Here is a 26,549-nt window from a genome sequence, read left to right as displayed (position 1 = left end):
GCTTGCTCGCGATAGCGGTAGATCAGTCAGATTAGAAGTGACTGACACACCGCCATCGCGAGCAAGCTCGCTCCCACAGAGGACTTGCAACGCTCTCGCCCCAATGTGGCGCACCTCTTCGCACCAGCCCCCGCAATGCGTTCACTCATGGTGCAGCCGCTTCCTCGCATCCCACGCCAACCCCGCGTTTCCAAGCCTTTCCCCAACCGGGCACACCCCTTGCAAAAGCGCCTTCAGCGTTTGCATCTGCCCTCGAAAAAAACTCAAAAGACCACGGAGATCGCACAATGAAGCGTCGTAGTTTGATCAAGGCTTTTACACTCTCGGCAAGCATTGCCGCGATGGGCATGGCGTGGACCGTCCAGGCCGCCGAGACCATCAAGGTCGGCATCCTGCATTCGCTGTCCGGCACCATGGCGATCTCCGAGACGTCCCTCAAGGACATGGCGCTGATGACCATTGATGAGATCAACGCCAAGGGCGGTGTGAACGGCAAGAAGCTTGAAGCCGTGGTCGTGGACCCAGCGTCGAACTGGCCGCTGTTCGCCGAAAAGGGCCGGCAGTTGCTGACCCAGGACAAGGTCGCCGTGGTGTTCGGCTGCTGGACCTCGGTGTCGCGTAAATCGGTGTTGCCGGTGTTCGAAGAACTCAATGGCCTGCTGTTCTATCCGGTGCAATACGAAGGCGAAGAGATGTCGCCGAACGTGTTCTACACCGGCGCGGCGCCAAACCAGCAGGCGATTCCGGCGGTGGAATACCTGATGAGTGAAGAAGGCGGCAGCGCCAAGCGCTACTTCCTGCTGGGCACCGACTACGTCTACCCGCGCACTACGAACAAGATCCTGCGTTCGTTCCTGCACTCCAAAGGGGTGGCGGACAAGGACATCGAAGAGGTCTACACCCCGTTCGGCCACAGCGATTACCAAACCATCGTAGCCAACATCAAGAAGTTCTCGGCCGGCGGCAAGACTGCGGTCATCTCCACGGTCAATGGCGACTCCAACGTGCCGTTCTACAAAGAACTGGCGAACCAGGGGCTGAAGGCCACCGACGTACCGGTCGTGGCATTCTCCGTGGGCGAAGAGGAACTGCGCGGCATCGACACCAAGCCATTGGTGGGCAACCTGGCGGCGTGGAACTACTTCGAATCCGTGGATAACCCGGCGAACAAGAAATTCGTCGACTCCTGGAAGGCCTACGCCAAGGCCAAGAACCTGCCAGGCGCCGATAAAGCAGTGACCAACGACCCGATGGAAGCCACTTATGTCGGCATCCACATGTGGGCCCAAGCGGTGGAAAAAGCCAAGTCCACCGACGTCGATAAAGTCCGCGAAGCCCTGGCCGGCCAGACCTTCGCCGCACCGTCGGGCTACACCCTGACCATGGACAAGACCAACCACCACCTGCACAAGCCGGTGATGATCGGCGAGATCCAGGCCGACGGTCAGTTCAACGTGGTCTGGCAGACCGAAGGCCCGATCCGCGCGCAACCGTGGAGCCCGTTCATCGCCGGCAACGACAAGAAGCCTGACTATGCGGTGAAGAGCAACTGAGCCCATGGGTGTCGGTCCGAGCATGACGCTCGAGTCCGACACAAATCCCTGTGGGAGCGAGCTTGCTCGCGATAGCGGACTCACATTCAACACTGACGTGTCCGACACACCGCTATCGCGAGCAAGCTCGCTCCCACATTGTCCGCGCAAGGCGACTCTCTATGCCCACCGCCCTTTACCGCCTCATCCTCGCCCTGGTGCTGCTGTTGCCACTGGAGGCCCATGCCGGCGACGCCGAAGACTTCGTCGCCGCCAATCCGACCCAGCAGGCCAAGCTCCTGGAAACCTGGGCCGCGCAGCCGGAGCCTGAGCGCGTCGAATTGATCAACGCCTTGCAACAAGGCCAGTTGACCGTCGACGGCCAGCCAAAAACCCTGCGCCTGAACAACCGCTTGCGCGGGCTGATCGAAACCGCCCTGGCCAGCCATCAACTGCTCGCCGTCGATGCCCACGTACGCCTGGCGGCCGCGCAACAACTGCAAAAAAGTGCCCGCCCGGCGCAACTGGTGTTTCTCGATCGGCAACTGGCCGGCGAGCAGGACGAAGACGTGCACGCCGCCCTGAGCCTGGCCCTGGCGAACCTGCAACTGGTGGACACCAACCCGAACGTGCGCCTGGCCGCCGTCCGCCTGCTGGGGGAAACCGGCGATCCGCTGGCCCGCACCCGCCTCGAAGGTTTGCTCGAACCCGGCGTCGAAACCGATGCCAGCGTACGCACCGCCGCGGAAACCAGCCTCAGCCAGGTCAAGCGCAAACTGCTGGTGGGCGAACTGCTGGGCCAGGCCTTCAGCGGCATGTCCCTGGGCTCGATCCTGCTGCTCGCCGCCCTCGGCCTGGCGATCACCTTTGGCCTGCTGGGGGTGATCAACATGGCCCACGGCGAGATGCTCATGCTCGGCGCGTACTCCACGTATGTGGTGCAGATGCTGTTCCAGCGCTTCGCCCCGAACGCCATCGAGTTCTATCCGCTGATTGCCTTGCCGGTGGCGTTTTTCATCACCGCGGCCATCGGCATGGCCCTGGAGCGCACGGTGATTCGCCATCTCTACGGGCGGCCGCTGGAGACCCTGCTCGCCACCTGGGGCATCAGCCTGATGCTGATCCAACTGGTGCGCCTGGTGTTCGGCGCACAGAACGTCGAAGTCGCCAACCCGGCCTGGCTCTCGGGCGGGATTCAGGTGTTGCCGAACCTGGTGCTGCCGTACAACCGCATCGTGATCATTGCCTTCGCCCTGTTCGTGGTGGCGCTGACCTGGCTGCTGCTGAACAAGACACGCCTGGGCCTGAACGTGCGCGCCGTCACCCAGAACCGCAACATGGCCGCTTGCTGCGGCGTGCCCACCGGTCGCGTGGACATGCTCGCCTTCGGCCTCGGCTCGGGCATCGCCGGGCTCGGTGGCGTGGCCCTGAGCCAGATCGGCAACGTCGGCCCGGACCTGGGCCAGAGCTACATCATCGACTCGTTCCTGGTGGTGGTGCTCGGCGGTGTCGGCCAGTTGGCCGGCAGCGTGTTCGCCGCGTTCGGCCTGGGCATCGCCAACAAGATCCTCGAACCGCAGATCGGCGCCGTGCTCGGCAAGATCCTGATCCTCGCGCTGATCATTCTGTTCATCCAGAAGCGTCCGCAAGGCCTCTTCGCGCTCAAAGGACGGGTAATCGACTGATGAACCAGCCCCTGATGCTCACGGCCACGCAAAAGGCCGGCCCCAAAGTCACTCTCGCCGTCGGTGTACTGATCCTGGCCGTGCTGCTGAGCCTGCCACTGCTGTCGCTGTTGGCGGCGGACAATCCGCTGCACATCTCGGCCTACACCTTGACCCTGGTGGGCAAGATTCTTTGCTACGCCATCGTCGCCCTGGCTCTGGACCTGGTCTGGGGCTATGCCGGCTTGCTCTCCCTGGGCCACGGCCTGTTCTTCGCCCTGGGTGGCTACGCCATGGGCATGTACCTGATGCGCCAGGCCGCCGGGGATGGCCTGCCGGCGTTCATGACCTTCCTGTCGTGGACCGAGTTGCCTTGGTACTGGGCCGGCACCGATAGTTTCCTCTGGGCCATGTGCCTGGTGGTGCTGGCGCCGGGTTTGCTGGCCTTGGTGTTTGGCTTCTTCGCCTTCCGCTCGCGGATCAAGGGCGTGTATTTCTCGATCATGACCCAGGCCCTGACCTTCGCCGGGATGCTCCTGTTTTTCCGCAACGAAACCGGGTTTGGTGGCAACAACGGCTTCACCAACTTCCGCTCGATCCTGGGCTTCGGCATCACCGAGCCGGGCACCCGGGCAGTGCTGTTTTTTGCCACGGTGTTGCTGCTGGTGGCGAGCCTGTTCATCGGCTGGCGCCTGGCCCGCAGCAAGTTCGGCCGGGTACTGACCGCCCTGCGCGACGCGGAAAGCCGCCTGATGTTCTGCGGCTACGATCCCCGTGGCTTCAAGCTGTTCGTCTGGGTGCTGAGCGCGGTGTTGTGCGGTCTGGCCGGGGCGTTGTACGTGCCACAGGTGGGCATCATCAACCCCAGCGAAATGTCGCCGACCAACTCCATCGAGGCCGCTGTGTGGGTCGCCCTTGGCGGGCGCGGCACGCTGATCGGGCCGTTGTTGGGCGCCGGGGTAGTCAATGGCATGAAGAGCTGGTTCACCGTGGCGTTTCCCGAGTACTGGCTGTTCTTCCTTGGCGCGTTGTTCATCGTCGTGACGCTGTATCTGCCCAAGGGTGTGATCGGCTTGCTGAAGAAAAGGGGCGAATGATGCGAATCACTCCAACGGCCGAGTTCATGCTCGAACCTATCCTCGAACCTAACAAGGATCAGGGCAGCAGCCGCGACGCCATCGGCCTCGGCCAGGCGGCCGGCGTTGGCCTGAACACCCGTCACGGCACGATCCTGACCCTGGAAGACATCAGCGTCAGCTTCGACGGCTTCAAGGCCTTGAACGATTTGAACCTGTACATCGGCGTCGGCGAATTGCGCTGCATCATCGGCCCCAACGGCGCCGGCAAGACCACCCTGATGGACGTGATCACCGGTAAGACCCGGCCCAGCCACGGCAAGGCCTGGTTCGGCGAAACCCTGGACTTGACCAGCATGAGCGAAGTGCAGATCGCCCAGGCCGGCATCGGGCGCAAGTTCCAGAAGCCCACGGTGTTCGAAGCCCTGAGCGTGTTCGAGAACCTGGAGCTGGCGCTCAAGACCGACAAGTCGGTGTGGGCCAGCCTGCGGGCAAAACTCACTGGCGAGCAGCACGACCGCATCGGCGAAGTGCTCGAAACCATTCGTCTCACCCCGTCGCTCAACCGCGCCGCCGGGTTGCTGTCCCACGGACAGAAGCAGTTCCTGGAGATCGGCATGCTGCTGGTGCAGGACCCGCAATTGCTGTTGCTCGACGAACCGGTGGCGGGCATGACCGACGCCGAGACCGAGTTCACCGCCGAGCTGTTCAAATCCCTGGCGGGCAAACATTCGCTGATGGTGGTGGAACACGACATGGGCTTCGTCGGCGCGATCGCCGACCACGTCACCGTGCTGCACCAGGGCAGCGTGCTGGCTGAAGGGTCGCTGGAACAGGTGCAGGACAATGAGCGGGTGATCGAGGTGTATCTCGGTCGGTAGTCCTGCGAACACATTCCCTCTGTGGGAGCGGGCTTGCTCGCGAAGACGGTGTGTCAGCCAACAATGATGTTGGATGTGACGACCTCTTCGCGAGCAAGCCCGCTCCCACAGGGACTGAGGAGGTTTTGAAGATGCTGCAAGTCGACAAGCTGCACCAATACTACGGCGGTAGCCACATCCTGCGCGGCCTGTCGTTCGATGCCAAGGTCGGCGAGGTGACGTGCCTGCTGGGGCGCAACGGCGTGGGCAAGACCACCCTGCTCAAATGCCTGATGGGCCTGTTGCCGGCCAAGGAAGGCGCGGTGAGCTGGGAAGGCAAGGCCATCACCACCTTCAAGCCGCACCAACGGGTGCATGCCGGCATTGCCTACGTGCCCCAGGGCCGGGAAATTTTCGGCCGGCTGACGGTGGAAGAAAACCTGCTGATGGGCCTGTCGCGCTTTCCCGGTTCCGAAGCCAAGGAGGTGCCGGCATTCATCTACGAATTGTTCCCGGTGCTGCTGCAGATGAAACAACGCCGTGGCGGCGACCTCTCCGGTGGTCAGCAACAGCAACTCGCCATTGGCCGGGCCCTGGCCAGCCGGCCGCGCCTGCTGATTCTCGACGAACCCACCGAAGGCATCCAGCCCTCGGTGATCAAGGAGATCGGCGTGGTGATCAAGAAACTGGCGGCCCGGGGCGACATGGCGATTTTGCTGGTGGAGCAGTTCTACGACTTCGCCGCCGAGCTGGCCGATCAGTACCTGGTGATGTCCCGGGGCGAGATCGTGCAGCAGGGCCGCGGAGAAAATATGGAAGCCGAGGGTGTGCGCGGGCTGGTTACGATCTAGTCTGTAACGTCCTGACGATCATTAGAAATCATGAATCTACCTGTCTGTTCATTGGCGCCTTCGGCCCTGTTCACCCCCAGCTGGCACGCCGAGCTGGACTTGGGTTACGCCCGGTTCGGCGATTGCACACGCCCGGTACAGCGCCGCCACAAAGGCCCGCTGCGGGTGCAGAAGCACTTGTACGCCGAAGGCCCCGAGGTGTGCCAGCACATCATCGTCCACCCGCCCGGCGGGATTGCCGGCGGTGACCGGCTGGACATCAGCGCCCACATCGGCCCTGGCGCCTGGGCGCAGTTGACCAGCCCCGGCGCGGCCAAGTGGTACCGCGCCGCGAGTCCGGCGTACCAGCAACTGACCCTGAGCGTGGCCCCCGGCGCGACCCTGGAATGGCTGCCTCAGGAAACCATCGTCTTCAGCGCGGCCCAGGCCGAACTCAGCACGAGTATCGACCTGCAGGGGGACGGGCGCCTGCTCTACTGGGACATGGTTGCCCTCGGCCGTCCGGCCAGCGGCGAGCGGTTCGACCTGGGGCACTTTCAATCGCGACTGGACATTCGCCGCGATGGCCAGTTGCTGTGGCACGAGCGCCAGCGCATTGTGGGCGGTGATGGGCTGCTGGACTCGCCCATCGGGCTGGGCGGCGACCCGGTGTTCGCCACGTTGCTGGTGACCGGCGAGATCGACAGCGAACTGCTGGAACATTGCCGAGCCCTGGGCCATGCCGTGCGCGGCGACCTGACCCAATTGCCCGGCCTGGTCGTGGCTCGGTGCCTGGCGAGCGAGGCGTTGCTGGCGCGGGGGTGGTTGATTGAGTTGTGGCGCTTGCTCAGGCCTGCATTGCTTGGTCGAGAGGCCGTGCCACCGAGAATCTGGAGTACCTGAATCCGCTTTTCCTGTGGGAGCGAGCTTGCTCGCGATGACGATGGAACATTCAACATTAATGTCGACTGACACACCGCTATCGCGAGCAAGCTCGCTCCCACAAAAGATCGCCCACAGGGAATCTGTGTTTACCGCGAAATTTTTCTATCTGCCCTTATGGATTGCACATGGACCTGACCCCACGCGAAAAAGACAAGCTACTGATCTTCACCGCCGGCCTCGTTGCCGAGCGGCGGTTGGCTCGTGGCTTGAAACTCAACTACCCGGAGGCCATGGCCTACATTTCCGCCGCGTTGCTGGAAGGCGCCCGTGACGGCCAGACCGTCGCCGAGCTGATGCATTACGGCACCACGCTGCTAAGCCGCGAGCAGGTGATGGAAGGCATCCCGGAAATGATCCCGGAGATCCAGGTCGAGGCGACGTTTCCCGACGGTACCAAACTGGTCACCGTCCACCAGCCCATCGCCTGAGACCGTGCCATGACTTATCACATTCGTGACGCCCTGCCTGCGGACCTTGCAGCGATTCGTGACATCTACAACGAAGCCGCCTTGAACACCACGGCGATCTGGAACGAACAGGCCGTAGACCTGGCTAATCGCCAAGCCTGGCTCAGTGCCCGGCAATCCCAAGGCTACCCGGTGCTGGTGATCGTCGACGCCGACGAAAACGTGCTTGGCTATGCTTCCTTCGGCGACTGGCGACCCTTCGATGGCTACCGGCACACCGTGGAGCATTCGGTCTACGTGCGCAGCGACCAGCGCGGTAATGGCCACGGCCCACGGTTGATGACCGCGCTGATCGAGCGTGCCCGGACGTGCGGCAAGCATGTCATGGTGGCGGCCATCGAAAGTGGCAACGCCGCCTCGATTCGCTTGCACGAGCGCGCCGGTTTCATCACCACCGGGCAGATGCCCCAGGTGGGTACCAAGTTCGGCCGCTGGCTGGACCTGACTTTCATGCAGTTGGTCCTCGATCCCGGGGCGCAACCGCCTGCCTTTGATAAGGAGTGATGCCTATGAACCCCGCCCAGTTGCGTCGAGTCCACGCTGAAAGCTTTGCGCATTATCGCCAGGGCCTGATCGATCTGTTGCTCGACGCCGTCGGCTACGGCGCCAGCGTGGGGTTCATGGCCGATCTCGATGCCGTCCAGGCCCGCGCCTATTTCGACGAAGTCCAGGCCAGCCTCAACCAGGGCCACCTGCTGCTGTGGGTGGTGGTCAAGGATGAACAGGTGCAGGCCAGCGTCCAGCTTGCTCTGTGCCAGAAGCCCAACGGCCTCAACCGTGCCGAGGTGCAGAAGCTGTTGGTCCGCGGCGAGGCTCGCCGCCGGGGGCTGGGCCAGCAATTGATGAGCGCCCTGGAACTCGGCGCCCGCCAGCACAAGCGTGGCCTGTTGTACCTCGACACCGAGGCCGGTTCCGAGGCCGAGGCGTTCTACCGCGCCATGGGCTACACCCGCGTCGGTGAACTGCCCGACTACTGCCAGAGCCCGGACGGGACCTACACCCCGACCGCCATTTACTACAAGATTTTGGGGCAACCGCAATGATTCCAGGGCAATACCAGGTCCAGCCCGGCGACATCGAACTCAACGTCGGTCGCCGCACGCTCACGCTGAATGTCGCCAACAGCGGCGACCGACCGATCCAGGTCGGCTCGCACTATCACTTTTTCGAAACCAACGACGCCCTGACCTTCGACCGCGCCGCCAGCCGTGGCATGCGCCTGAACATCCCGGCCGGCACCGCCGTGCGCTTCGAACCCGGTCAGAGCCGCGAAGTGGAACTGGTGGACCTGGCCGGGCATCGCCGGGTGTTCGGGTTTGCCGGGCGGGTCATGGGCGAATTGGATTGAAGCGCCTCTGTGGCGAGGGAGCTTGCTCCCGCTCGGTTGCGCAGCAACCGCCAGAAGCGAGGGCTGCTACGCAGCCCAGCGGGAGCAAGCTCCCTCGCCACAATGGACTGCATACGACTTAAGAACCTCAAGGCGAGCACATGAAGATTTCGAGACAAGCCTACGCCGACATGTTCGGCCCCACCGTCGGCGACAAGGTCCGCCTGGCCGACACCGAGTTGTGGATCGAAGTGGAAAAAGACTTCACCACCTACGGCGAAGAAGTGAAATTCGGCGGCGGCAAGGTGATTCGCGATGGCATGGGCCAGAGCCAGTTGCTGGCCGCCGAGGTCGTCGACACGCTGATCACCAACGCGCTGATCATCGACCACTGGGGCATCGTCAAGGCCGATGTCGGCCTCAAGGACGGGCGCATCGCGGCCATCGGCAAGGCCGGTAACCCGGACATCCAGCCCGACGTGACCATCGCCATCGGCGCCAGCACCGAAGTGATCGCCGGCGAGGGCATGATCCTCACCGCTGGCGGCATCGACACCCACATTCACTTCATCTGCCCGCAGCAGATCGAAGAAGCGCTGATGAGCGGCGTCACCACCATGATCGGCGGCGGCACGGGCCCGGCCACCGGGACCAACGCCACCACCTGCACCTCCGGGCCGTGGCACCTGGCGCGCATGCTCCAGGCCGCCGACGCCTTCCCGATGAACATCGGCTTCACCGGCAAGGGCAACGCCAGCCTGCCGGAGCCGTTGATCGAGCAGGTCAAGGCCGGCGCCATCGGCCTGAAGCTGCACGAAGACTGGGGCACCACCCCGGCGGCCATCGACAACTGCCTGAGCGTGGCCGACCAGTACGACGTGCAGGTGGCGATCCACACCGACACCCTCAACGAGTCCGGTTTCGTCGAAACCACCCTGGCCGCGTTCAAGGGTCGCACCATCCATACCTACCACACCGAAGGCGCCGGTGGCGGACATGCGCCGGACATCATCAAGGCCTGCGGTTTCCCCAACGTGTTGCCCAGTTCCACCAACCCGACCCGGCCGTTCACTCGCAACACCATCGACGAGCACCTGGACATGTTGATGGTCTGCCATCACCTGGACCCGAGCATCGCAGAAGACGTGGCCTTCGCCGAAAGCCGCATCCGCCGCGAGACCATCGCCGCCGAAGACATCCTCCACGACCTCGGCGCCTTCTCGATGATCAGCTCCGACAGCCAGGCCATGGGCCGCGTCGGCGAAGTCATCACGCGCACCTGGCAGACCGCCGACAAGATGAAGAAGCAACGCGGCGCCCTCCCCGGCGACGGCGAAGGCAACGACAACTTCCGCATCAAGCGCTACATCGCCAAATACACCATCAACCCGGCGATCACCCACGGCATCAGCCATGAAGTGGGCTCCATCGAAGTGGGCAAGTGGGCCGACCTGGTGCTATGGCGGCCGGCGTTCTTCGGCGTCAAGCCGACGTTGATCCTCAAGGGCGGGGCGATTGCCGCCAGCCTGATGGGCGACGCCAATGCCTCGATCCCGACGCCACAACCGGTGCACTACCGACCGATGTTCGCAAGCTTTGGCGGCTCACGGCATGCCACCAGCCTGACCTTCATCAGCCAGGCAGCCGCCGAGGCCGGGTTGCCGGAGCAGTTGGGGCTGAAGAAAAGAATCGCCGTGGTCAAAGGCTGCCGTGATGTGCAGAAGACCGACCTGATCCACAACGACTACCTGCCGAGCATCGACGTCGATCCGCAGACCTACCAGGTCAAGGCCGACGGCGTGTTGCTGTGGTGCGAACCGGCCGAAGTGCTGCCGATGGCGCAGCGTTATTTCCTGTTTTGAGCCCGCGCAGTTCTTGTGGCGAGGGAGCTTGCTCCCGCTCGGTTGCGCAGCAACCGCAAAAAAAGCGAGGGCTGCTTCGCACCCCAGCGGGAGCAAGCTCCCTCGCCACGGGTTTCATGCCTGTCTGAGATGACGGGACTGGTTCACCCTACAGATCGGTACTTTCCGGCAGCGCATCCAGCTCGGCTCTCGTCAACGACTGGACCAGCTCCGCTTCCTTGATCTTGTGTTGCAGGCCCAGCGCCTCGGACTGGTTGACGTAGTCGGCTTCCTCCAGGGTCCCGGCCGCCTTCGCCTCATCCAGTTCAATCTGATTGGCGATGAGGGTGTCACTCAGCGCTTGGAAAGATGCCCCATGTTGCTGCTTCAAATAATCGATCCAGAAATCCCGACCCACCAGCGACTGAAACTGCTGGGGTGAATCGTCCAGTTCCAGGACCTGATTGGCGGCGGCGTCGAGCATGTCAGGGCTGACATCTCCCAGCGTGAGAAAAACCCCGCCCGCGGGTTGCCCCGGTAACCCCAGTCGATCCTTGAGCCCCACCCGGTAAGCCAGACGGACCTCGACCTCTTCGATCAGCGCCAGGTTCTCGATCTTTTGATCGTCGGTCAGGTCGGTGCGGGCATTGATCGCGTCACGGCGCCGCTGGATGTCCTGCAGGGCAATACGCTCCACCTCATCGAGGCGAAACAGCCCCTTGGCCAACTGGAAGAGCGTTGCCGCTTCATCCGTTCCAACCGCCAAGGCCCTGGCGTTGTGGATCATCAAGCGGATTTCCAGGTAGCTGAACGACAAGGCTGCGCGATCTTCACAGGCCGGTTGGCCGGCCAGGTCGAACAGTTCATCACGCAGCTCGGTGGAACGCCCCATCGCGTCGAGCATCTGCCAGACGCGGGCCTGGAGGTCCGGGTACTCCTTCAGACCTTGATAGGAATCTGTCAACCGCCGCAACAACTCAAAAAACTCTCCCGATTGCGGCTCATCCGCCAGGCTTTGCCACACGGTTCTTTTGTCCGCCAGTTGCCCCGCAGGCAGGTTGCGCAGCCATTGCTGCATATTCGACGGCCCGACCGACGCTGAAAACCCAAACGCCTCGGGCAAACGCAGGACTGCCCATTCAGGACGCGTCTGCAAGACCGTCACCCAATAATCACGCAAGCGCTGTTGGACCACCTCGCTCAGCGGGTTGCCCTGCAACAGCGTCACGCGATTGAGGCGTGCCGTGGCATGGGCACGCTCGGCGGGCGGGTCGAGCAGGTGATCCGGCACCTGGGTCAAGCCGTTATCGCGCAAATCAATCAGCGTCAGCGGCTGGTCGCGCAGGCCGGTGGGCCAGGCAGTGATCCCGGTATTTTTCAGGTGCAATCGCTCCAGGTCAGGCAACCTGCTGAAGTCCGGCAGGCGCCCCAGCGGGTTGTTGTCCAGGTCGAGGTTTCTCAAGCGGGTAAGGCCTTGCAGGATGTCAACGCTACGCGGTGTCAGGCCAATCCGGTTCGCCCCCAGTTGCAGCGTTTCCAAGTTCCTCATCCCCTCCACGGCCCGGGGAACATCGATCAACCGGTTCCCGGACAGGTCCAACCAGCGAATGGAGGAAAATCCGCTGAGGAAGCTTTCGCAGTGATGCAGCGTCAAGCTCATGTCAGGCAGCTTGAGCACCCCCACATGACTGAAGTCGGCCGTCAGTTCCGGCAGAGCCCCGATGTCCAATCCGCTCAAATCAAGCTCATAGCCGATCGTGCGCAGATCCGCTCCCACAACGACCCGGGTCTGACGCCGCCAGCATCGCTCGATGTGGTCGGCCGCTACCTGCCTGATCCCCAGCGGTACTACATGCCGGCGATTACCCACGTCACGCCAGTCGGGGGTAGCGACCCAACGGTCCAGATCCCGGCGCAGCATTTTCAGCTCGACGTTACGTCGCTGGAGCTCCCTTACCGCGCCATCGCCCAGAGCTCGCAACAGCGCATCGGTTTGTGCCGCCGTGTAACTCGGGTACAGCTCCAGCACCCGGCTTTCCGGCGTTCGGCCCAGGCCCAACCAATCCCGCAGTCCACCCAAGGGATAACCGACTTGGCCCGAAGCCAGGCGCATCGGCGATTTAAAGGCGGGCTTGAGTGCGGGCATCTTCAAGCGGCGCGCCAGCGCATCACGGTCCACCGGCGAAGCGCCGACGGCCTCTTTCAACAGGTCGCCGTGATGAATCGAAGGTCGAGCCATGGCCCGGCGTTCGGCATCGGGCAGAGCATGCTGCAAGGCATCGAAGAGGCTGCCCCAATGGCTCAGTTCATTGCCGTTGTCGTCAAAGGCCTGGTAGCGCTCATCATCCCTGACCACGACCTTGGTCTGCGCCGCATTTTGCGGCCCGATGCTGTCGATCAAGGTGCCGGACACAACGGCTTCGCGCAGTTCGATGCGCAGCGTGCCGCTCCAGCCGGGCAAGGTTTCCAGGGTGGCCAACACCAGTCGAGGCGTGTCCGCCGTGACCAAGGCGTCCTGATACAGGCCTTCGTAGGCGCGGTTCAGACGCACCACGCGCTGGAAGTGGCGCAGCTCTTCGGCGATGCGCAGTGGGATGGGTTTGGTCTGATTCGCATCGGCGAAATCCCAGGCGGCCATTTGCTGCAGCTCTTCGGTGCCGGCCAAGGTGATGACTTGCTCGATCGCCGTGGCCGGAACCGAAGGAAAGCGGGACTTGATCAGCGCTACACGGGGGTCACCTCGCGTCTCGCCCAGGGCGTAATAATCGTTGAGCAACTGCACCTTTTCATTCACCGCCGTCTCGGCGAGTGCCTGGCGCAGGTGCCGGACGCGAGCGTCCATGTGGGTTTTCGCAATCGACGGGCTCGCCATGGCCAACAGATCGACGCCTACGGCATCCACCGCTTCGATCAGGTTTTTCAACAGCGCTGGCGTGCGGACCTTGGCCTCGGTCAGGCTGGCCTCACGGACCGGCGTCTCGCCTTCCGAGGGCCGGACGTATTCCCAGCGCGTCCGGCCGGTACCGTCGACGATCTTCAGCTTCAGCCCTCTTGGCCACGGGCCGTATTGGGTCAGCAGGTGCAACATCGGCTCGGCCAGGTCATGGCCCGGCGGCGCCTCGCTTTGCAGTTGCCCGATGAACGTGTCGATTTGTCGGCAAAGGTCGAAGCGACCCAGGGTGTCGGCCAGCAACGCCGGCACCGGCTCGCCCTCGACATGCAACCGTCGCAGCACGTCCTGCGGGGTCGCGCTGGCGAGGCGGATCTGCTCCAGTTCGGCATCGCTGAAATCCTTGACGCCATGGCCCAGGCGCCTCATCAGTGTCGGGCCCTCCCAGGTACGCGGTTGTTCCAGTTCGTGGTGCCAGGCACCGCTGCCGTTGTGCGTCAGCTCGGGCTGGTAGGCCTGCGGACGGGAAGGATGACGAATGCGATAGCGGAGGGTTTGCCGGTCCTGTTGCACTTCAAAACGTTGCTCACCCAGCGGCAAGACCTGCTGATTCTCGACCCGATACAGGCCCTGGCTATCCGGGCTTGAGGTCGCGGGGGGCTGCAGCTCACTCTGGTAAACGCTCAGGTCGGGGCGCCACAGACGCGACTCGCCATTGGCCAATTGAACCGGCTCCAACTGATCCACCGTGCTCGACCATCGAATGTGCGGCAGTACCGCTGCACCGGTGGCGACAAAAGCCGTGTTGAGGGCCACGCTGGAGAAATGCGCCCACATTTCCCGGGTCTCCCCACGCTCGAACGCTTCGATGCCTTCGAACGCCTCGTTGAACATCTGCACGGCCCCGACCGTCAACATCAGCGGCCCCAGCCCTGGCACGACGAACGCCGCCAGGTTGAACACGTCGACCACCGCGTCGAGGTAACTGTCCAGGCGCGCCAGGCGGGCTTTTTTGTCTTCATCACCGGTAGGCACCGCCACCGCGCGGGCATCAGCCTGGATCTTCTCGATTTGCCGCAGGCGTAGCGAGCCCCACAGGTCGCCGGGAATCGGCACCGTGCCCATCGGCAGATTGCGCAATGACGACTTGAGCGGGTAATCGGCCTGGTCATCGGCCGTCGGGGAGATTTGATAGAGGTGCTTGAACTGCCGGAAAAATACCCCCTGCTGACGCAGCGGCACGAAACGGCTGAAGAAGCGGCGGTAGGCACCACCGTGCAGGCGTCGCCGCAGTTCGGCCATGAAGTCGGCGCTGGAGGCATAGGCTTTCAGGGGATGCTCGGGATCACCCGGGAGGTAGGCCACGACCGGCACCACCCGGCGACTGTTTTCAAGGTCGGGGCTGATCAACAGCGGGCCGACCAGTTCGATGTCGAACACTTTCAGGGAAGTGAATCTCACGGCCTGGCCATCGAGGGTGACGTCGCTGGCCCCGTCGATCACCTGCTGCAACATCGAGTAGACCGTCGGGCTGATGTCGGCCTTGGCCCTGGCGATCTGGATGCTCAGCGCCAGGCCCTGCCGGTGATGCTCGCTCAGTGAACGGTCGTAGGCCTTGCTGCCGTCGGGCCGCACGACAGCGTTGATGTGCGCCTGATACTGGCGTCCCAGGTCGAGCTTGCGACACAGCCTGGCGAAGGCCTCCGGGGCAATCGGCAGGGCCCCTGCGCGCACGGCGTCGATGGTAGGCAGCACCTCGCCGCCGTAAAACGGGCGCACCGTGGTGATCAGGTTGCAGTCCCCACAGGCGGGTTTGCGCTCTTCGTCAGACTCGAAGTTGGCCAGCGCCGCCTCCAGCAACGACGTGCCGCGGTATTCGTAGCGATCGAAGTGGCCGCCCTCGCTGTCCAGGACCAGTGCCCCAAAAAAATCATCGCGGCTCTTGCGCCCGTACTTGCGGACGAAATACACCTCGTTGACGTTCAGCGTGAGGTTGAACTCATCCAGGAGCGCCTGCTCGAGCAAGGGTTCGGCAAAGGCGCGGATGTCCTGGATATTGCCCAGCCGGTTGTCGACCTGGTTCAGACGTTCGCGGTAGCGGGAATGACTGTCCTTGAGGCTGTTCCAGAGGTCGGGGGAAGCTTTCGCATACCAGTCCGGAAGCGTCAGCTCATGGTCGCTCAGTTCCTGCTGGCGTTGCACGATGGCCCCGCTGTACCAACCGGGAATACGGGACTTGAGCAGGTCGAAGTGCTCGCCCTGGGGGATGGCGAGACGGGGGGTGAGTCGTGGCATAGCGGGTCATCCTTGACGATTGGAAAACCCGAGCCTACCCCGTGTGCCACCGAAGAATGCGGTAACTATTTATCGCTTTTTCGACAAGGCATGACGGATACGAGCCGCCACTGTCAGCCCACCCAACGGCCCAGTTGTTGGCGCAACCGACGGTTCTCGGCCCGCAGTTGCTGGACTTCCTCCAGCAGGTCCAGCGCCAGGGCGACGCCTTCCCACTCCAGGTCCAGGTCGTGCCGCAGCTTCGCGGCACGCTTGGCCAGGGCCAGTTCGTAATCGGTAAAACGCCAATCCGTCGGGGCCGCGCCGTGGGGTTCGAGGATGCCATGCTCGACGATTTCGATCACATGGACATCCGCCAATGCGGCGGCTTCACAGAATTCCAGCAGGTTCAGTTCAATGATCGGGTTGTTCATGGTCTGCTTCTCCCAATGCTTCAACTGTCGAGTCTAGCCATGATGGTCGCAAAGCTGGCTGTGTGGCGAGGGAGCTTGCTCCCGCTCGGCTGCGCAGCAGTCGTGAAACCTGCCAACCGGTTTTTCCGGGTGCACCGTGTTGAAGGGTTTTGGGGCTGCTTCGCAGCCCAGCGGGAGCAAGCTCCCTCGCCACGGGTTCTGTATCAGTAGTTTAGAAGTTCTCCCGCGGATCGAACGCCGCTTTCTTCGCCAGCTCCGCCCACAGCGCCTTGACCGCTTCGTCGCTGGCCTTGGGCATCACGGCCTTGAGTTGAACGAACAGGTAGCCGCGCTCGCCGGCCTTGTTGCGCAAGCCGTGGCCCTTGGCGCGCATGCGCTGGCCGTTTTGGCTGCCGGCCGGGACCTTGAGGTTGATCTTGCCGGTGAGGGTCGGCACCGCCACTTCGGTGCCCAGCGCCAATTCCCACGGTGCCAGGGGCAAGGTGATGATCAGGTCCTGGCCTTCGACGTCGAACTTGGGGTGCGGAGCGAAACGAATGGTCAGGTACAAGTCGCCGTTGGCGCCGCCACCGACACCCGGCGCGCCCTGGCCCTTGAGGCGGATGCGCTCGCCGTCGGTCACGCCCAGCGGGATCTTCACGTTCAGGCTCTTGCTGGTGTTGCTCACGTGTTGGCCGGCCGCGTTGTATTGCGGCACCTGGAACGTGACTTTCTTCGACTCGTTCGACAGGGTTTCTTCCAGGAAAATCGGTAATTCCATTTCCACGTCTTGCCCTCGACGGCCGGCGCTGCGACCTGACTGTCCGCCGCCGAAACCCGGCCCGCGATTACCGAAAATCGAACTGAAGAAGTCCGAGAAATCCCCCGTGTCCTGGCCGCCGAAACCACCACGGCTCTGCCAACCCGGCGGGCCCTGGAAAGGCTGGCCGTGCTGGCCGTAGCGGCGCAGGTCGTCGTACTCGGCGCGCTTGTCGGCGCTTTTCAGCGCTTCATAGGCTTCGGAGACGTCCTTGAACTTGGTCTCGGCGTCCTTTTCCTTGCTCACATCCGGGTGATACTTGCGCGCCAGCTTGCGGTAGGCAGCCTTGATCGTGCTGTCGTCCGCCGTGGGCTCCACACCCAGGATCTTGTAATAGTCTTTGAAGTCCATCTAAGCATCACCATCCGTTATCGATGTCGCACCGCCACGCATGCCCGGATGACCGGACAGCGGGTTGACCGACCTCAAGATTGGGACCGGGCGGCACGTCAGAAGTTTATCGGCAGCGGGTGGCGGTTCTTGTGTCCGCCCTGTGGCTGCCAGGCTATGCCAGCAAGTTTGGGGGTATAAGAGAGTCTTTCAAGGCCTGCGTTCGAGAATTAGCAGATAACCGGCCTTCGAATCCGCGCCGCACTGACATACACTGCGCGGCCGTTTTTTCAACTGGAACCCGAAAGACATGAAAAACGCATCCCCGGCCCGTGCCTGCGGCATCGACTTTGGCACGTCCAACTCCACCGTCGGCTGGCTGCGCCCCGGCATGGAAACGTTGATCGCGCTGGAGGACGACAAGATCACCCTGCCTTCGGTGGTCTTTTTCAATCTGGAGGAACGCCGCCCGGTGTATGGCCGCCTAGCCCTGCACGAATACCTGGAAGGCTACGAAGGCCGGCTGATGCGCTCGCTCAAGAGCCTGCTGGGCTCCAAGCTGATCAAGCACGACACCAGCGTGTTGGGCACGGCGATGCCGTTCAAGGATCTGCTGGGGCTGTTCATCGGTCAGTTGAAGCAACGCGCCGAAGCCGCCGCCGGTCGGGAATTCGAAGAAGTGGTACTGGGGCGCCCGGTGTTTTTCGTCGACGATGATGAAATGGCCGACCAGGAAGCGGAAAACACCCTGGTGGACGTCGCCCGCGCCATCGGCTTCAAGGAGGTTTCGTTCCAGTACGAGCCCATCGCGGCGGCCTTCGACTATGAATCGACCATCGAGAAAGAAGAGCTGGTGCTGATCGTCGACATCGGCGGCGGTACCTCGGACTTCTCCCTGGTGCGCCTGTCCCCTGAGCGCCGTACCCATGACAACCGCCACGCCGACATCCTCGCCACCGGTGGCGTGCACATCGGCGGGACCGATTTCGACAAGCAACTCTCCCTGGCCGGCCTGATGCCGTTGTTCGGCTACGGCAGCCGCATGAAAAGCGGCGCCTACATGCCCACCAGCCATCACATGAACCTGGCGACCTGGCACACCATCAATGCGGTGTACTCGCAAAAGTCCACCCTGGCCCTGGGCAGCATGCGCTACGACATCGAAGACACCGGCGGCATCGACCGGCTGTTCAAGCTGATCGAACAGCGTGCCGGGCATTGGCTGGCGATGGAAGTGGAAGAAACCAAGATCGCGCTGACCCACACCGACCAGCGCCATTTGCTCCTGGACCGGATCGAGCCGGGCCTGAGCGTCGACCTGAGCCGGGCGCTGTTCGAGTCGGCCATCGACGGCTTGCTGGAGCGGGTACGCGGCAGCGTCACGCAGTTGCTCAACGATGCCAACGTGCGCGTCGATCAGGTCGACACGGTGTTCTTCACCGGCGGTTCCAGCGGCATCCCGGCACTGCGCAACAGCGTCTCGGCGATGCTGCCCCAGGCGCGGCATGTGGAAGGCAATATCTTCGGCAGTATCGGCAGTGGGTTGGCGATCGAGGCGATGAAGCGGTATGGGAGCCAGGTCTGATCCAGGACCGAGGCGCCTGAATCGCGAGCAAGCTCGCTCCCACACTTGACCGCATTTTTTCTGAAGGAACTCGGTTAACCGTGGGAGCGAGCTTGCTCGCGATAGCGCCAGATCAGGCACCATCGCTACCAGATCAAACCATCCCCACCTGCTTCAACTCACTCTTCAAGTAAGCATAATAAATCGGCCCTGCCACCACCCCCGGCAGGCCGAATGCGGCTTCGAACACCAGCATCGCCATGAGCAATTCCCAGGACTTGGCGCTGATCTGCCCGCCGACGATGCGGGCGTTGAGAAAGTATTCGAGCTTGTGGATCACGATCAGGTAACCCAGCGCCGCAACCGCCACCCAGATCGACAACGACAGGGCAACGATGGTGATCAGCGTGTTCGACATCAGGTTGCCAATGACCGGCAGCAGCCCCAGCAGGAAGGTCATCACGATCAGGGTCTTGGTCAACGGTAGATGAATGCCGAACAGCGGCAGCACCACCGCCAGGAAAATCCCGGTGAAGAAGGTGTTGAGCAGGGAAATCTTGATCTGGGCGAAGACGATGTTGCGAAACGCCTTGACCAGCAGGTTCAGGCGATCGAACAGCGCCGCAGCCAGGGGCTTGCGCTTGGTCAGGTCGGGAATGCGCTGCAGGGCAACGATGGCCCCCAGCACCATGCCGATCAGCAGCGTCACGAACATGTGGGCCGCGTCCTTGCCCACCAGTTGCAGATCGCTCAGGTGCTTGCTCACCCAGTCACCGATCGCCACACGGAATTCGGCGGCGCTGGCCGGCAGGTAGGCGTCGATGAACGGCGGCAATTGCCCGCGGGCGCGATCGACCACCGCCATGAACTTGTCCAGGGAGGCTCCGGGGTTTTCCGCCTCATGGAGCAGGAAACTGAAGGCGCCGGCGAAGATCAGCGTCAGCACACTGACCACCAGCGTGCCCAGCAACGCCACCGCCAGCCAGCGGGCGCGGCGACCTTCGATCAGGCGCTGCAACTGCGGGGTGAGCATGTTGACCAGCTCGAACACCAACAGCCCGGCCAGCAGGCTCGGCAACAGGCGCAGCGGGAGCACCAGCAACAACCCACCAAAAATGATCACCCAACTGATCACCAACAACACATGACGCTGAGAAAACGTTGGCATACAGCCTCAGGACAAAACGGCGTGAAAGGATCGGCAGTCTGCCAGCGATCCGCTGGCAGCACTAGGGATTGTGTCGGCCGACCTTGGTCGCAGTTCAGGGGTTTTTTGTAACTTTTGCGCCGACCCATCGCGAGCAGGCCCGCTCCCACAATGGAGCGAGCACGACAAATCTACTGTGGGAGCGAGCTTGCTCGCGATGGGGCCCCCGCAGATCCAGCGCTTATTTCTTCTTCAAGCACTCACTCATGAACGCCTTGCGGGCATCACCTTTCAGGGCCTGGGTGGTGGCCGTGGCGTTGCAAGTCTTCATGCGTTCTTGCGGGGTGCTCGGTGCAGCCTTGAGGCAAGTGCTCATGAACGCCTTGCGCTCGTCGCCCTTGAGCGCCTTGGCGGTGGCGTCGGCGTTGCAGGTGGTCATCTTGGTCTGCTGCGCCGTCTCGGCGTAGCCCTGGGAACACAGCAGCAAACCGATCATCAACAAAGGCACACGAAGCATCTTCATGGTGTTTCTCCTGGCTGCCGTACGAGGGTACGGCGATGAGGTGCAGTGTAGACAAAGCCTGTTACACCTTCATCTGTGTTCAGTGGTAAACCGGCGGCGCCCTGGCTAACGCCATCGCGAGCAGGCTCGCTCCCACAATGGACCGAGCAACACACATCTACTGTGGGAGCGAGCCTGCTCGCGATGAACGATAACGCGGTCCAACGGGTTACATCCCGGCCGCCTTCAACCGCTCGGCATGCTCGACAAACAACCGGATCGGCTCGGCCCCCTTGCCCACCAGCCCCAGCGACTGGTTGACGATGTCGAAGTGATCCAGCGGATAGTCATCGCCGATGACCGTGCCCAGATGTGAACTAAAGCGCCCGACCATGCCGTCGCATTGCCCCGCTTCCCTGACAAAGGTGCGGGCAAATAAACGGCAAGTGCGGTTGGTGCCATCGAACAGGTTTCGGCCTTTATCAGTCTTGCCCGGCTGCAAGGTGCCGGACCAGGAGTAATAGCGCACGCCATTGACCTCTTCCGGCCCCTGCCCGCCCCAGGTCACCGGCAGGCCCTGTGGATAACGTTGGTTGAACAGCGCCACCCCGGCGGTGGTCAGGGAGGCATGGGACGCGCGGATATCCACCGGCAGCTTCGGCCCGCGATAGCCGGTGTCCAGCAGGCTCATCAGAGCGTTGATCAGGCGCAGGATGGCACTGAGCACACGCCCCTTGGCGCTGTCGGCCGGGTAGTGGTCCTGGAGGTAATCGGCCAGTTCGGAGCCGTGGTTGGGGCCAGCCACCGACGTGACCGACGCCACCAGGTCCGGGCGTTTGGCGGCGGCATAGCGGGCGGTGAGGCTGCCCTGGCTGTGGCCGATCAGGTTGACCTTCTGCGCACCGGTTTGCCGCAGGATCTCGTCGATCCGCGCCAGCAGCTGCTCGCCGCGCACCTCGGACGAATGCAACGGCGAAACCTTCACCGCCACCACCACGGCCCCACCGCGCCGCAACGCCGAGACGATCCCGTACCAGTACGGATACAACACCAGGCGTATGAACCCGAGCATGCCCGGGACCAGCACCAGCGGATAACGAGTGGCGCAGCGTTGCGACATGGCGACATCCTTGTGATCAAGAGGGGTCAGCATCGGTACCGATGATGACCAGTCTATGACACTCGTATGAAACCGTGGCAATGGAGCTTGCTCCCTTTGGACTGCGCAGCGGCCCCTGTCTCAAAAGTCCCGCGCCAGTGCCAGCAAGCGTTCCTCGGCCTCGGCACAGGACAACGCAAAGCTGCGCTCGGCCGACTCTTCGCCTTCGGCCGCCACCACCGTCACATCGGTGATGCCGATAAACCCCAGCACGGTGCGCAACAACGTGTCGGCGTGGTTCATGCTCTCCAGCGGGCCGCCGGGGCCGAAACCGAAATCGCCACGACTGGTCACGATCAAGGCCTTCTTGCCCAGCACCAGCGGCTCATAGTGCGACACACCGTTGTCCAGGCGGTGGTTGAACGTCAGCCCGATGCGCACGATCTGGTCGATCCAGGCCTTCACGCCGCTGGGCACGCTGAAGTTGTGCATGGGCGCGGAGATCACCAGTTGGTCATGAGCTTGCAGCTCCGCGACCAGGGCATCGCTCAGGGCCAGGTCCGCTTGCATGATCAACGGCCGTGCCTGGGGCTCGGGGTAGAACGCCGCGGCGATAAAGGCTTCGTTGACCGGTGCGATGACCGTCCGTCCGACTTCGCGACGGGTCACTTGGGATTGCGGATGGGCCGCCTGCCACGCCGAGACAAAGGTCTCGGCCAGGCGCCGGGAATGAGAACGCTCGCCACGGGGGCTGCCATGCACCACAAGAATCTTGCTCATCTGAATCTCCTTTTATACGGCTACAATAGACACTGCTTGTGCCTTGCAGCTTGGAGTCCAGGGCTGCCGACAGACAAATGAGCGTTAGTTCATCTGGATGAGTTAATTTCATCCATACTGTTTTAGGGGAATTCAGATGTTCGCCAACCTGCCGCTCAACGCGCTGCGCGCCTTCGAATCCGCCGCGCGGCTGCTCAGTTTCAAGGCAGCCGCGGCGGAGTTGTCGGTGACGCCGACGGCGGTCTCCCACCAGATTCGAGCGCTGGAGAGCTGGCTGGGGCTGATGCTGTTCGAACGCCTGCCACGCCAGGTGCGCCTCACCGACGCAGGGCAACGCTTGTTCCACAGCCTGCACGGGGCCTTGCTGGAGGTGGCGCAAAGCGTCGATACCCTGCGCCCGCAACGCAGCACCACCCACCTGACCCTGTCCACCACCGCCGCGTTTGCCGCCCTTTGGCTGGTGCCTCGCTTGGGGCGCTTCTATGCGCGCCATCCGAACATCAACGTGCGCCTGGACACCCATTGCGAGGTGATCGACCTGCATCAGGATGCCAGCGTCGACCTGGTGGTGCGCTACAGCCTGGACGCCTATCCGAACCTCTACGGCATGTGCCTGTTCGATGAAAGCTTCGGGGTCTACGGCTCGCCTGAGCAGGTGGCCCTGGCGACCCGACAGCCACCGACGCTGATCAGCGTGCGCTGGCACAACTCCAAGCTGTACGCCCACGGTTGGGATGCCTGGTGCGCCCAGGCCGGGGAAACCTGGCTCACCCGGCAGCCGTGCATGCGCGAGTACGACGAGGAGCATTACGCCTTGCAAGCGGCGATTGCCGGGCAGGGTCTGGTGTTGGCGAGCAATATCCTGGCGTCGGAAAGCATCGCCAGCGGCTTGCTGGTGGGCTATCGCCCGGACATCCAGGTGAGCGGCGCCGGCTACAGCGCCCTGTGCGTTCCGGGCCGCGAACGCCATCCGCCGGTGCGGGCATTTTTCCAGTGGCTGGGGGAGGAAGCGCGGCTGTCCGGTTATGCGCTGAAAAATTCGGTAAAACTTTTTCAAGACCGCGTCACTCACACCTAGAGCGATCGCGCCGGCAGAGCGTGACGCTCCAACCGGATCAGCCTCCAGGAGAACGAGATGAGCGACATGCACTTATCCGATGTAACCACCCTGCGCGCACGGGCACGGCAGAACGTGCAGAACGGCGCAGTGACCGAAGGCTACGGCGCCGACCGGCAGGAAGTCATCCGCCTGCTCAACGAAGCGCTGGCCACCGAACTGGTCTGCGTGCTGCGCTACAAGCGTCACTACTTCATGGCCGCCGGCCTCAAGGCCAGTGTGGCGGCCAGTGAGTTTCTCGAGCACGCGAACCAGGAAGCCGAACACGCCGACAAACTCGCCGAGCGCATCGTGCAGCTGGGCGGCGAACCGGAATTCAACCCCGACCTGTTGACCCGTAACTCCCACGCCCAGTACGTCGCGGGCAACACCCTCAAGGAAATGGTGTACGAGGACCTGGTGGCCGAACGGATCGCCATCGACAGCTACCGGGAAATCATCCAGTACATCGGCGAAAAAGACCCGACCACCCGGCGTATCTTCGAAGACATCCTGGCCCAGGAAGAAGAGCACGCCGATGATATGGCCGACATTCTGGCCGATCTGTAAGGGCCTTTAGGGCCCCATCGCGAGCAAGCTCGCTCCCACAGGGGGCCGCGCGCTGCAAATCCCTTGTGGGAGCGAGCTTGCTCGCGATGAGGCCAGCCGCCTCACCGCACAATCTGGCTACCGGGTAGGCTTGACCGTCACCGGCGCCTTGCCCGCCTTCATCTGCTCCAGCAGCGGCGCGCACTGGTTCGGCTCACCGCCGCTGGGTGCCACCAACGCCAGCAACCCGGCCGCCGGCGCGGCGATCACGCCCAGCGCCACCATCCCGGCACCGCGCAGCATCAGGGGCACCGCCTTGACCCCAGCGGAGGGCTTGGCGAACGGACCCCGTACGTACAACGGCGAACGCAGGGAAATCAGGCGCCAGCCCTTGGACTCGGGGGTGATGGTCAGGTCCAACTGTTCGGTCGCCATATTCGCCGTACCGTCGATGTAGATGATCGCGTTCTCGGTGTCGAACACGAACAGGCGCGTGGTCGCCAGGCCCGTCTTGATGTCGAAGTCCGCCGCCGCGCAGTTGATCTTCACTTCCTTGTCGCCAAAGATTTTCCCCACTACGTAGTTGCCGACGTTCAATCCCGCCAGCTCCATCAATTCCCGACTGATGGCACCATCGTTGATGAGCATTTTCAGGGTGCCGTTGGACGTGCCCAGCAACGCCGCCACCGAATTGCCACGCCCGGTGATGTCAGCATCGCCATTGAGCTCGCCGAAGCTGGTTTTCATCGGCTCGAAACCCGGAAACAGTTGCTTGAGCTTGAACCCTCGCGCCGTCAGCTTCGCCTGGCCTTCAAGGGGCCGGGTGCGCCCGTTGAGGCGGATCTGCGCATCGAGGCGGCCACCGGCCACGCCGAAACGCAGGGGTTCAAGGCTCAACTGCCCATCGTTGAGCACCAGGTGGGTATAGAGGTCGTTGAACGGCAACTGTTCGCTGTGGACGATGCGCTTGCCGGTGAACTCCACATCAGCGTCCATCACGCTCCAGCGCTCGGTGCGAAACTCCTCCACGGGCAAGACCTTGCCGGTCGGCTGTTTGCTCGCCCCGCCCCGGGCCTTTTGCTCGGCATTGGAATCCGCACCGATCAGCGGCGCCAAGTCGCTGAACAGCAGCTGATTGGAGACCAGCGCACCACTGAGTTTCGGCCGCGGCTGGCTGGCGACATAGGCCAGGTCGCCATGGATATCGCTGTCGCCGATCTTGCCGTTGAACGCCTCGTAGCGAAACAGCGCCCCACCGGGCTCATGCAGCTTGGCGATCAGGCGGCCATCGGTGGCGTAAGGCGGCGAATCCGGCAGGGTCACGCCGGTCAGCGGGTAGAGATGGGCGAGGCTGTTGCCGGCCAGCTTCAGGCGCAAGTCCAGGGCCCCGAGGTTCAGCGGGTCGGTGAGGGTGCCGGCCAGTTCGACGCGGGTGTCGCCGACCTTCGCCTGGGCCTGGAGCGGAAAGGGTTGTGTCGCCTCCTGCAAGGCCAGCAAGCCACCGACCTTGCCGGAGCCGGTCAGGTTTTGCCCGTGATACTGCCCGTTGACCTTGAAGGCGAACGCATAGTCCTGCGGTGTCGCACCTTGGTCCTGGGCTTTCTTCGCGGCCTTGTCACCGACGATATCGCTGAACGGGATGGGTTTGCCCAGCGGATCGATCAACAGGTCGAGCCGGGTCTTGAGCGTCTGGTCGTCCAGGGTGACATGCCCCTTGTCGAAACCAATGGCACCGATGTCCACCACCCAGCTGGACGGCTCGGCGTCCGGGTCTTTCGGATCGAATTGGAAGGTCCAGTTGGCGCGACCGTCCGCCAGGCGTTGCAGGTTGGCGTTGGGCTCCGTCAGGTCGATGCGCGGAATCGCCACTCGCCGGGCCAGCAGGGCCAAGGGCGAAATGCGCAGCTCGACACGCTTGAGCGTGGCCATTTGCGGGGTCTTCGACCATTCCGGGTTACCCAGGCTCAAGTCTTCGGCCACCACATGGGGCCACGGCAACCAGGCGCGCCAGCCACCTTCCTCTGGCTCACGCTGCCAGACCACCGCCAGGTTGCCGTTGATGGCGAAGGGGCGATGCAACTCCTCGGAAACCTTGGCATTGAGCGGGGGCTTGATGCGGTTCCAGTCAAAGAATGCGATGACCAGGACCAGCACCGCCAGCAGGACAACAAGGCTGGCAAAGCTCCAGGCGAGGATTTTCGAGGTGCGCGTCATGCACAAGGCTCCTGATGACAAGTCAGCGTCCGCAACCGCGGCGCTGTTGGAAACACGAACCTGCAGTCGGTTCGTCATGAAAGGTTGGACTGGTAAAACGGCCAACAGGTGCCGATGAACGGCACAAAAAGGTGCCAGTATCCTGACCGATCAGCCAACAAACTGTTACCGCACCCGCACATTTTCGAGGCAGCAATGGGTACAAAATACCCACCTCGGTGCAAAACCGCACCCCGGAAACGCCCGTTCTAGAGCCTTCGCCCAGAACAATCAATTCCGTTGATTATTACCATTGTCTTTATGAACTTTTATATCGACTTATCGAGAGT

Annotated in this window: 22 protein-coding genes; 14 read left to right on the top strand and 8 right to left on the bottom strand. The window is 62.9% G+C overall.

Annotated elements, in window-relative coordinates; genetic code table 11:
• Positions 1-287: 287 nt before the first annotated feature.
• The 11 genes from urtA to ureC all read left to right on the top strand — a co-directional run bounded on the left by urtA (position 288) and on the right by ureC (position 10,563).
• The gene (gene urtA / locus AC515T_RS03275) at positions 288-1,553 is read left to right on the top strand and encodes an urea ABC transporter substrate-binding protein (RefSeq protein WP_025211599.1); all 1,266 of its coding nucleotides are present in this window, start codon (positions 288-290) and stop codon (positions 1,551-1,553) included.
• A gap of 161 nt (positions 1,554-1,714) precedes the next feature.
• Complete coding sequence (gene urtB / locus AC515T_RS03270) at positions 1,715-3,217, top strand: urea ABC transporter permease subunit UrtB (RefSeq protein ID WP_496531414.1); 1,503 nt, start codon at positions 1,715-1,717, stop codon at positions 3,215-3,217.
• Positions 3,217-4,293 carry an urea ABC transporter permease subunit UrtC gene (gene urtC / locus AC515T_RS03265; RefSeq protein ID WP_496531413.1) on the top strand — a complete coding sequence of 359 codons (1,077 nt, stop codon included), beginning with the start codon at positions 3,217-3,219 and terminating at the stop codon, positions 4,291-4,293. Before urtB ends, urtC begins: the two co-directional genes overlap by 1 nt.
• Complete coding sequence (gene urtD / locus AC515T_RS03260; RefSeq protein WP_496533067.1) at positions 4,293-5,153, top strand: urea ABC transporter ATP-binding protein UrtD; 861 nt, start codon at positions 4,293-4,295, stop codon at positions 5,151-5,153. Before urtC ends, urtD begins: the two co-directional genes overlap by 1 nt.
• Before the next feature lie 131 nt (positions 5,154-5,284).
• On the top strand, positions 5,285-5,983 hold the full coding sequence (gene urtE, locus AC515T_RS03255; RefSeq protein ID WP_496531412.1) for an urea ABC transporter ATP-binding subunit UrtE: 699 nt from the start codon (positions 5,285-5,287) through the stop codon (positions 5,981-5,983).
• Between the two features lie 30 nt (positions 5,984-6,013).
• A complete protein-coding gene (locus AC515T_RS03250; protein ID WP_496531411.1) occupies positions 6,014-6,865 on the top strand; it encodes an urease accessory protein UreD in 852 nt (283 codons plus the stop codon).
• 167 nt (positions 6,866-7,032) lie between these two features.
• On the top strand, positions 7,033-7,335 hold the full coding sequence (gene ureA, locus AC515T_RS03245; protein WP_003197350.1) for an urease subunit gamma: 303 nt from the start codon (positions 7,033-7,035) through the stop codon (positions 7,333-7,335).
• Positions 7,336-7,344: 9 nt separating this feature from the next.
• Complete coding sequence (locus AC515T_RS03240) at positions 7,345-7,878, top strand: GNAT family N-acetyltransferase (RefSeq protein ID WP_496531410.1); 534 nt, start codon at positions 7,345-7,347, stop codon at positions 7,876-7,878.
• 5 nt (positions 7,879-7,883) lie between these two features.
• Positions 7,884-8,417, top strand: a complete 534-nt coding sequence (locus AC515T_RS03235) for a GNAT family N-acetyltransferase (protein WP_496531409.1) — start codon at positions 7,884-7,886, stop codon at positions 8,415-8,417.
• A complete protein-coding gene (locus AC515T_RS03230) occupies positions 8,414-8,722 on the top strand; it encodes an urease subunit beta (protein WP_046064368.1) in 309 nt (102 codons plus the stop codon). The genes AC515T_RS03235 and AC515T_RS03230 overlap by 4 nt, the downstream gene beginning before the upstream one ends.
• Positions 8,723-8,862: 140 nt before the next feature.
• Complete coding sequence (ureC, locus tag AC515T_RS03225; protein WP_063325175.1) at positions 8,863-10,563, top strand: urease subunit alpha; 1,701 nt, start codon at positions 8,863-8,865, stop codon at positions 10,561-10,563.
• Between the two features lie 148 nt (positions 10,564-10,711).
• Here the strand turns inward: ureC and AC515T_RS03220 are convergent, their stop codons facing one another.
• From AC515T_RS03220 to AC515T_RS03210, 3 genes are all read right to left on the bottom strand, one after another.
• A complete protein-coding gene (locus tag AC515T_RS03220; RefSeq protein ID WP_496531408.1) occupies positions 10,712-15,727 on the bottom strand; it encodes an NEL-type E3 ubiquitin ligase domain-containing protein in 5,016 nt (1,671 codons plus the stop codon).
• A 113-nt stretch (positions 15,728-15,840) separates the two neighbouring features.
• Positions 15,841-16,140 (bottom strand): chaperone modulator CbpM, encoded by a 300-nt coding sequence (locus AC515T_RS03215; RefSeq protein ID WP_122567266.1) that lies wholly within the window; start codon positions 16,138-16,140, stop codon positions 15,841-15,843.
• A gap of 211 nt (positions 16,141-16,351) precedes the next feature.
• Complete coding sequence (locus AC515T_RS03210; protein ID WP_122567268.1) at positions 16,352-17,290, bottom strand: DnaJ C-terminal domain-containing protein; 939 nt, start codon at positions 17,288-17,290, stop codon at positions 16,352-16,354.
• A 289-nt stretch (positions 17,291-17,579) separates the two neighbouring features.
• Here AC515T_RS03210 and AC515T_RS03205 point away from each other — a divergent pair, with 289 nt between their 5' ends.
• Positions 17,580-18,854, top strand: a complete 1,275-nt coding sequence (locus AC515T_RS03205) for an Hsp70 family protein (RefSeq protein ID WP_496531407.1) — start codon at positions 17,580-17,582, stop codon at positions 18,852-18,854.
• Between the two features lie 133 nt (positions 18,855-18,987).
• Here AC515T_RS03205 and AC515T_RS03200 read toward each other — a convergent pair whose 3' ends face one another.
• The 4 genes from AC515T_RS03200 to AC515T_RS03185 form a co-directional block, all read right to left on the bottom strand.
• The gene (locus tag AC515T_RS03200; RefSeq protein ID WP_092171427.1) at positions 18,988-20,001 is read right to left on the bottom strand and encodes an AI-2E family transporter; all 1,014 of its coding nucleotides are present in this window, start codon (positions 19,999-20,001) and stop codon (positions 18,988-18,990) included.
• A 220-nt stretch (positions 20,002-20,221) separates the two neighbouring features.
• Complete coding sequence (locus AC515T_RS03195; protein WP_496531406.1) at positions 20,222-20,503, bottom strand: PsiF family protein; 282 nt, start codon at positions 20,501-20,503, stop codon at positions 20,222-20,224.
• Between the two features lie 208 nt (positions 20,504-20,711).
• Positions 20,712-21,602 (bottom strand): alpha/beta fold hydrolase, encoded by an 891-nt coding sequence (locus tag AC515T_RS03190; protein ID WP_496531405.1) that lies wholly within the window; start codon positions 21,600-21,602, stop codon positions 20,712-20,714.
• Positions 21,603-21,722: 120 nt separating this feature from the next.
• Positions 21,723-22,361: an FMN-dependent NADH-azoreductase gene (locus tag AC515T_RS03185; protein WP_496531404.1), complete on the bottom strand. Its 639-nt coding sequence runs from the start codon at positions 22,359-22,361 to the stop codon at positions 21,723-21,725.
• Between the two features lie 136 nt (positions 22,362-22,497).
• Here AC515T_RS03185 and AC515T_RS03180 point away from each other — a divergent pair, with 136 nt between their 5' ends.
• The gene (locus AC515T_RS03180; RefSeq protein WP_496531403.1) at positions 22,498-23,439 is read left to right on the top strand and encodes a LysR substrate-binding domain-containing protein; all 942 of its coding nucleotides are present in this window, start codon (positions 22,498-22,500) and stop codon (positions 23,437-23,439) included.
• A gap of 57 nt (positions 23,440-23,496) precedes the next feature.
• Positions 23,497-24,027 carry a ferritin-like domain-containing protein gene (locus AC515T_RS03175; RefSeq protein WP_496531402.1) on the top strand — a complete coding sequence of 177 codons (531 nt, stop codon included), beginning with the start codon at positions 23,497-23,499 and terminating at the stop codon, positions 24,025-24,027.
• A 117-nt stretch (positions 24,028-24,144) separates the two neighbouring features.
• On the opposite strand, the gene AC515T_RS03170 is transcribed toward AC515T_RS03175, so the two are convergent.
• A complete protein-coding gene (locus AC515T_RS03170) occupies positions 24,145-26,220 on the bottom strand; it encodes an AsmA family protein (RefSeq protein ID WP_496531401.1) in 2,076 nt (691 codons plus the stop codon).
• Positions 26,221-26,549: the final 329 nt, after the last annotated feature.

Source organism: Pseudomonas sp. FSO-7, assembly GCF_059579345.1.
Note: the sequence above shows the minus strand (reverse complement) of the source record. Positions and strands in the feature narration are given on the sequence as shown.

Coding starts and splice junctions, on each gene's coding strand:
- urtC (WP_496531413.1), top strand. CDS start 3,217: ATGAACCAGCCCCTGATGCTCACGGCCACGCAAAAGGCCGGCCCCAAA.
- urtB (WP_496531414.1), top strand. CDS start 1,715: ATGCCCACCGCCCTTTACCGCCTCATCCTCGCCCTGGTGCTGCTGTTG.
- AC515T_RS03235 (WP_496531409.1), top strand. CDS start 7,884: ATGAACCCCGCCCAGTTGCGTCGAGTCCACGCTGAAAGCTTTGCGCAT.
- AC515T_RS03240 (WP_496531410.1), top strand. CDS start 7,345: ATGACTTATCACATTCGTGACGCCCTGCCTGCGGACCTTGCAGCGATT.
- urtE (WP_496531412.1), top strand. CDS start 5,285: ATGCTGCAAGTCGACAAGCTGCACCAATACTACGGCGGTAGCCACATC.
- AC515T_RS03200 (WP_092171427.1), bottom strand. CDS start 20,001: ATGCCAACGTTTTCTCAGCGTCATGTGTTGTTGGTGATCAGTTGGGTG.
- AC515T_RS03180 (WP_496531403.1), top strand. CDS start 22,498: ATGTTCGCCAACCTGCCGCTCAACGCGCTGCGCGCCTTCGAATCCGCC.
- AC515T_RS03210 (WP_122567268.1), bottom strand. CDS start 17,290: ATGGACTTCAAAGACTATTACAAGATCCTGGGTGTGGAGCCCACGGCG.
- AC515T_RS03185 (WP_496531404.1), bottom strand. CDS start 22,361: ATGAGCAAGATTCTTGTGGTGCATGGCAGCCCCCGTGGCGAGCGTTCT.
- urtD (WP_496533067.1), top strand. CDS start 4,293: ATGCGAATCACTCCAACGGCCGAGTTCATGCTCGAACCTATCCTCGAA.
- AC515T_RS03205 (WP_496531407.1), top strand. CDS start 17,580: ATGAAAAACGCATCCCCGGCCCGTGCCTGCGGCATCGACTTTGGCACG.
- ureA (WP_003197350.1), top strand. CDS start 7,033: ATGGACCTGACCCCACGCGAAAAAGACAAGCTACTGATCTTCACCGCC.
- AC515T_RS03220 (WP_496531408.1), bottom strand. CDS start 15,727: ATGCCACGACTCACCCCCCGTCTCGCCATCCCCCAGGGCGAGCACTTC.
- AC515T_RS03190 (WP_496531405.1), bottom strand. CDS start 21,602: ATGTCGCAACGCTGCGCCACTCGTTATCCGCTGGTGCTGGTCCCGGGC.
- AC515T_RS03170 (WP_496531401.1), bottom strand. CDS start 26,220: ATGACGCGCACCTCGAAAATCCTCGCCTGGAGCTTTGCCAGCCTTGTT.
- urtA (WP_025211599.1), top strand. CDS start 288: ATGAAGCGTCGTAGTTTGATCAAGGCTTTTACACTCTCGGCAAGCATT.
- AC515T_RS03175 (WP_496531402.1), top strand. CDS start 23,497: ATGAGCGACATGCACTTATCCGATGTAACCACCCTGCGCGCACGGGCA.
- AC515T_RS03215 (WP_122567266.1), bottom strand. CDS start 16,140: ATGAACAACCCGATCATTGAACTGAACCTGCTGGAATTCTGTGAAGCC.
- AC515T_RS03195 (WP_496531406.1), bottom strand. CDS start 20,503: ATGAAGATGCTTCGTGTGCCTTTGTTGATGATCGGTTTGCTGCTGTGT.
- AC515T_RS03250 (WP_496531411.1), top strand. CDS start 6,014: ATGAATCTACCTGTCTGTTCATTGGCGCCTTCGGCCCTGTTCACCCCC.
- ureC (WP_063325175.1), top strand. CDS start 8,863: ATGAAGATTTCGAGACAAGCCTACGCCGACATGTTCGGCCCCACCGTC.
- AC515T_RS03230 (WP_046064368.1), top strand. CDS start 8,414: ATGATTCCAGGGCAATACCAGGTCCAGCCCGGCGACATCGAACTCAAC.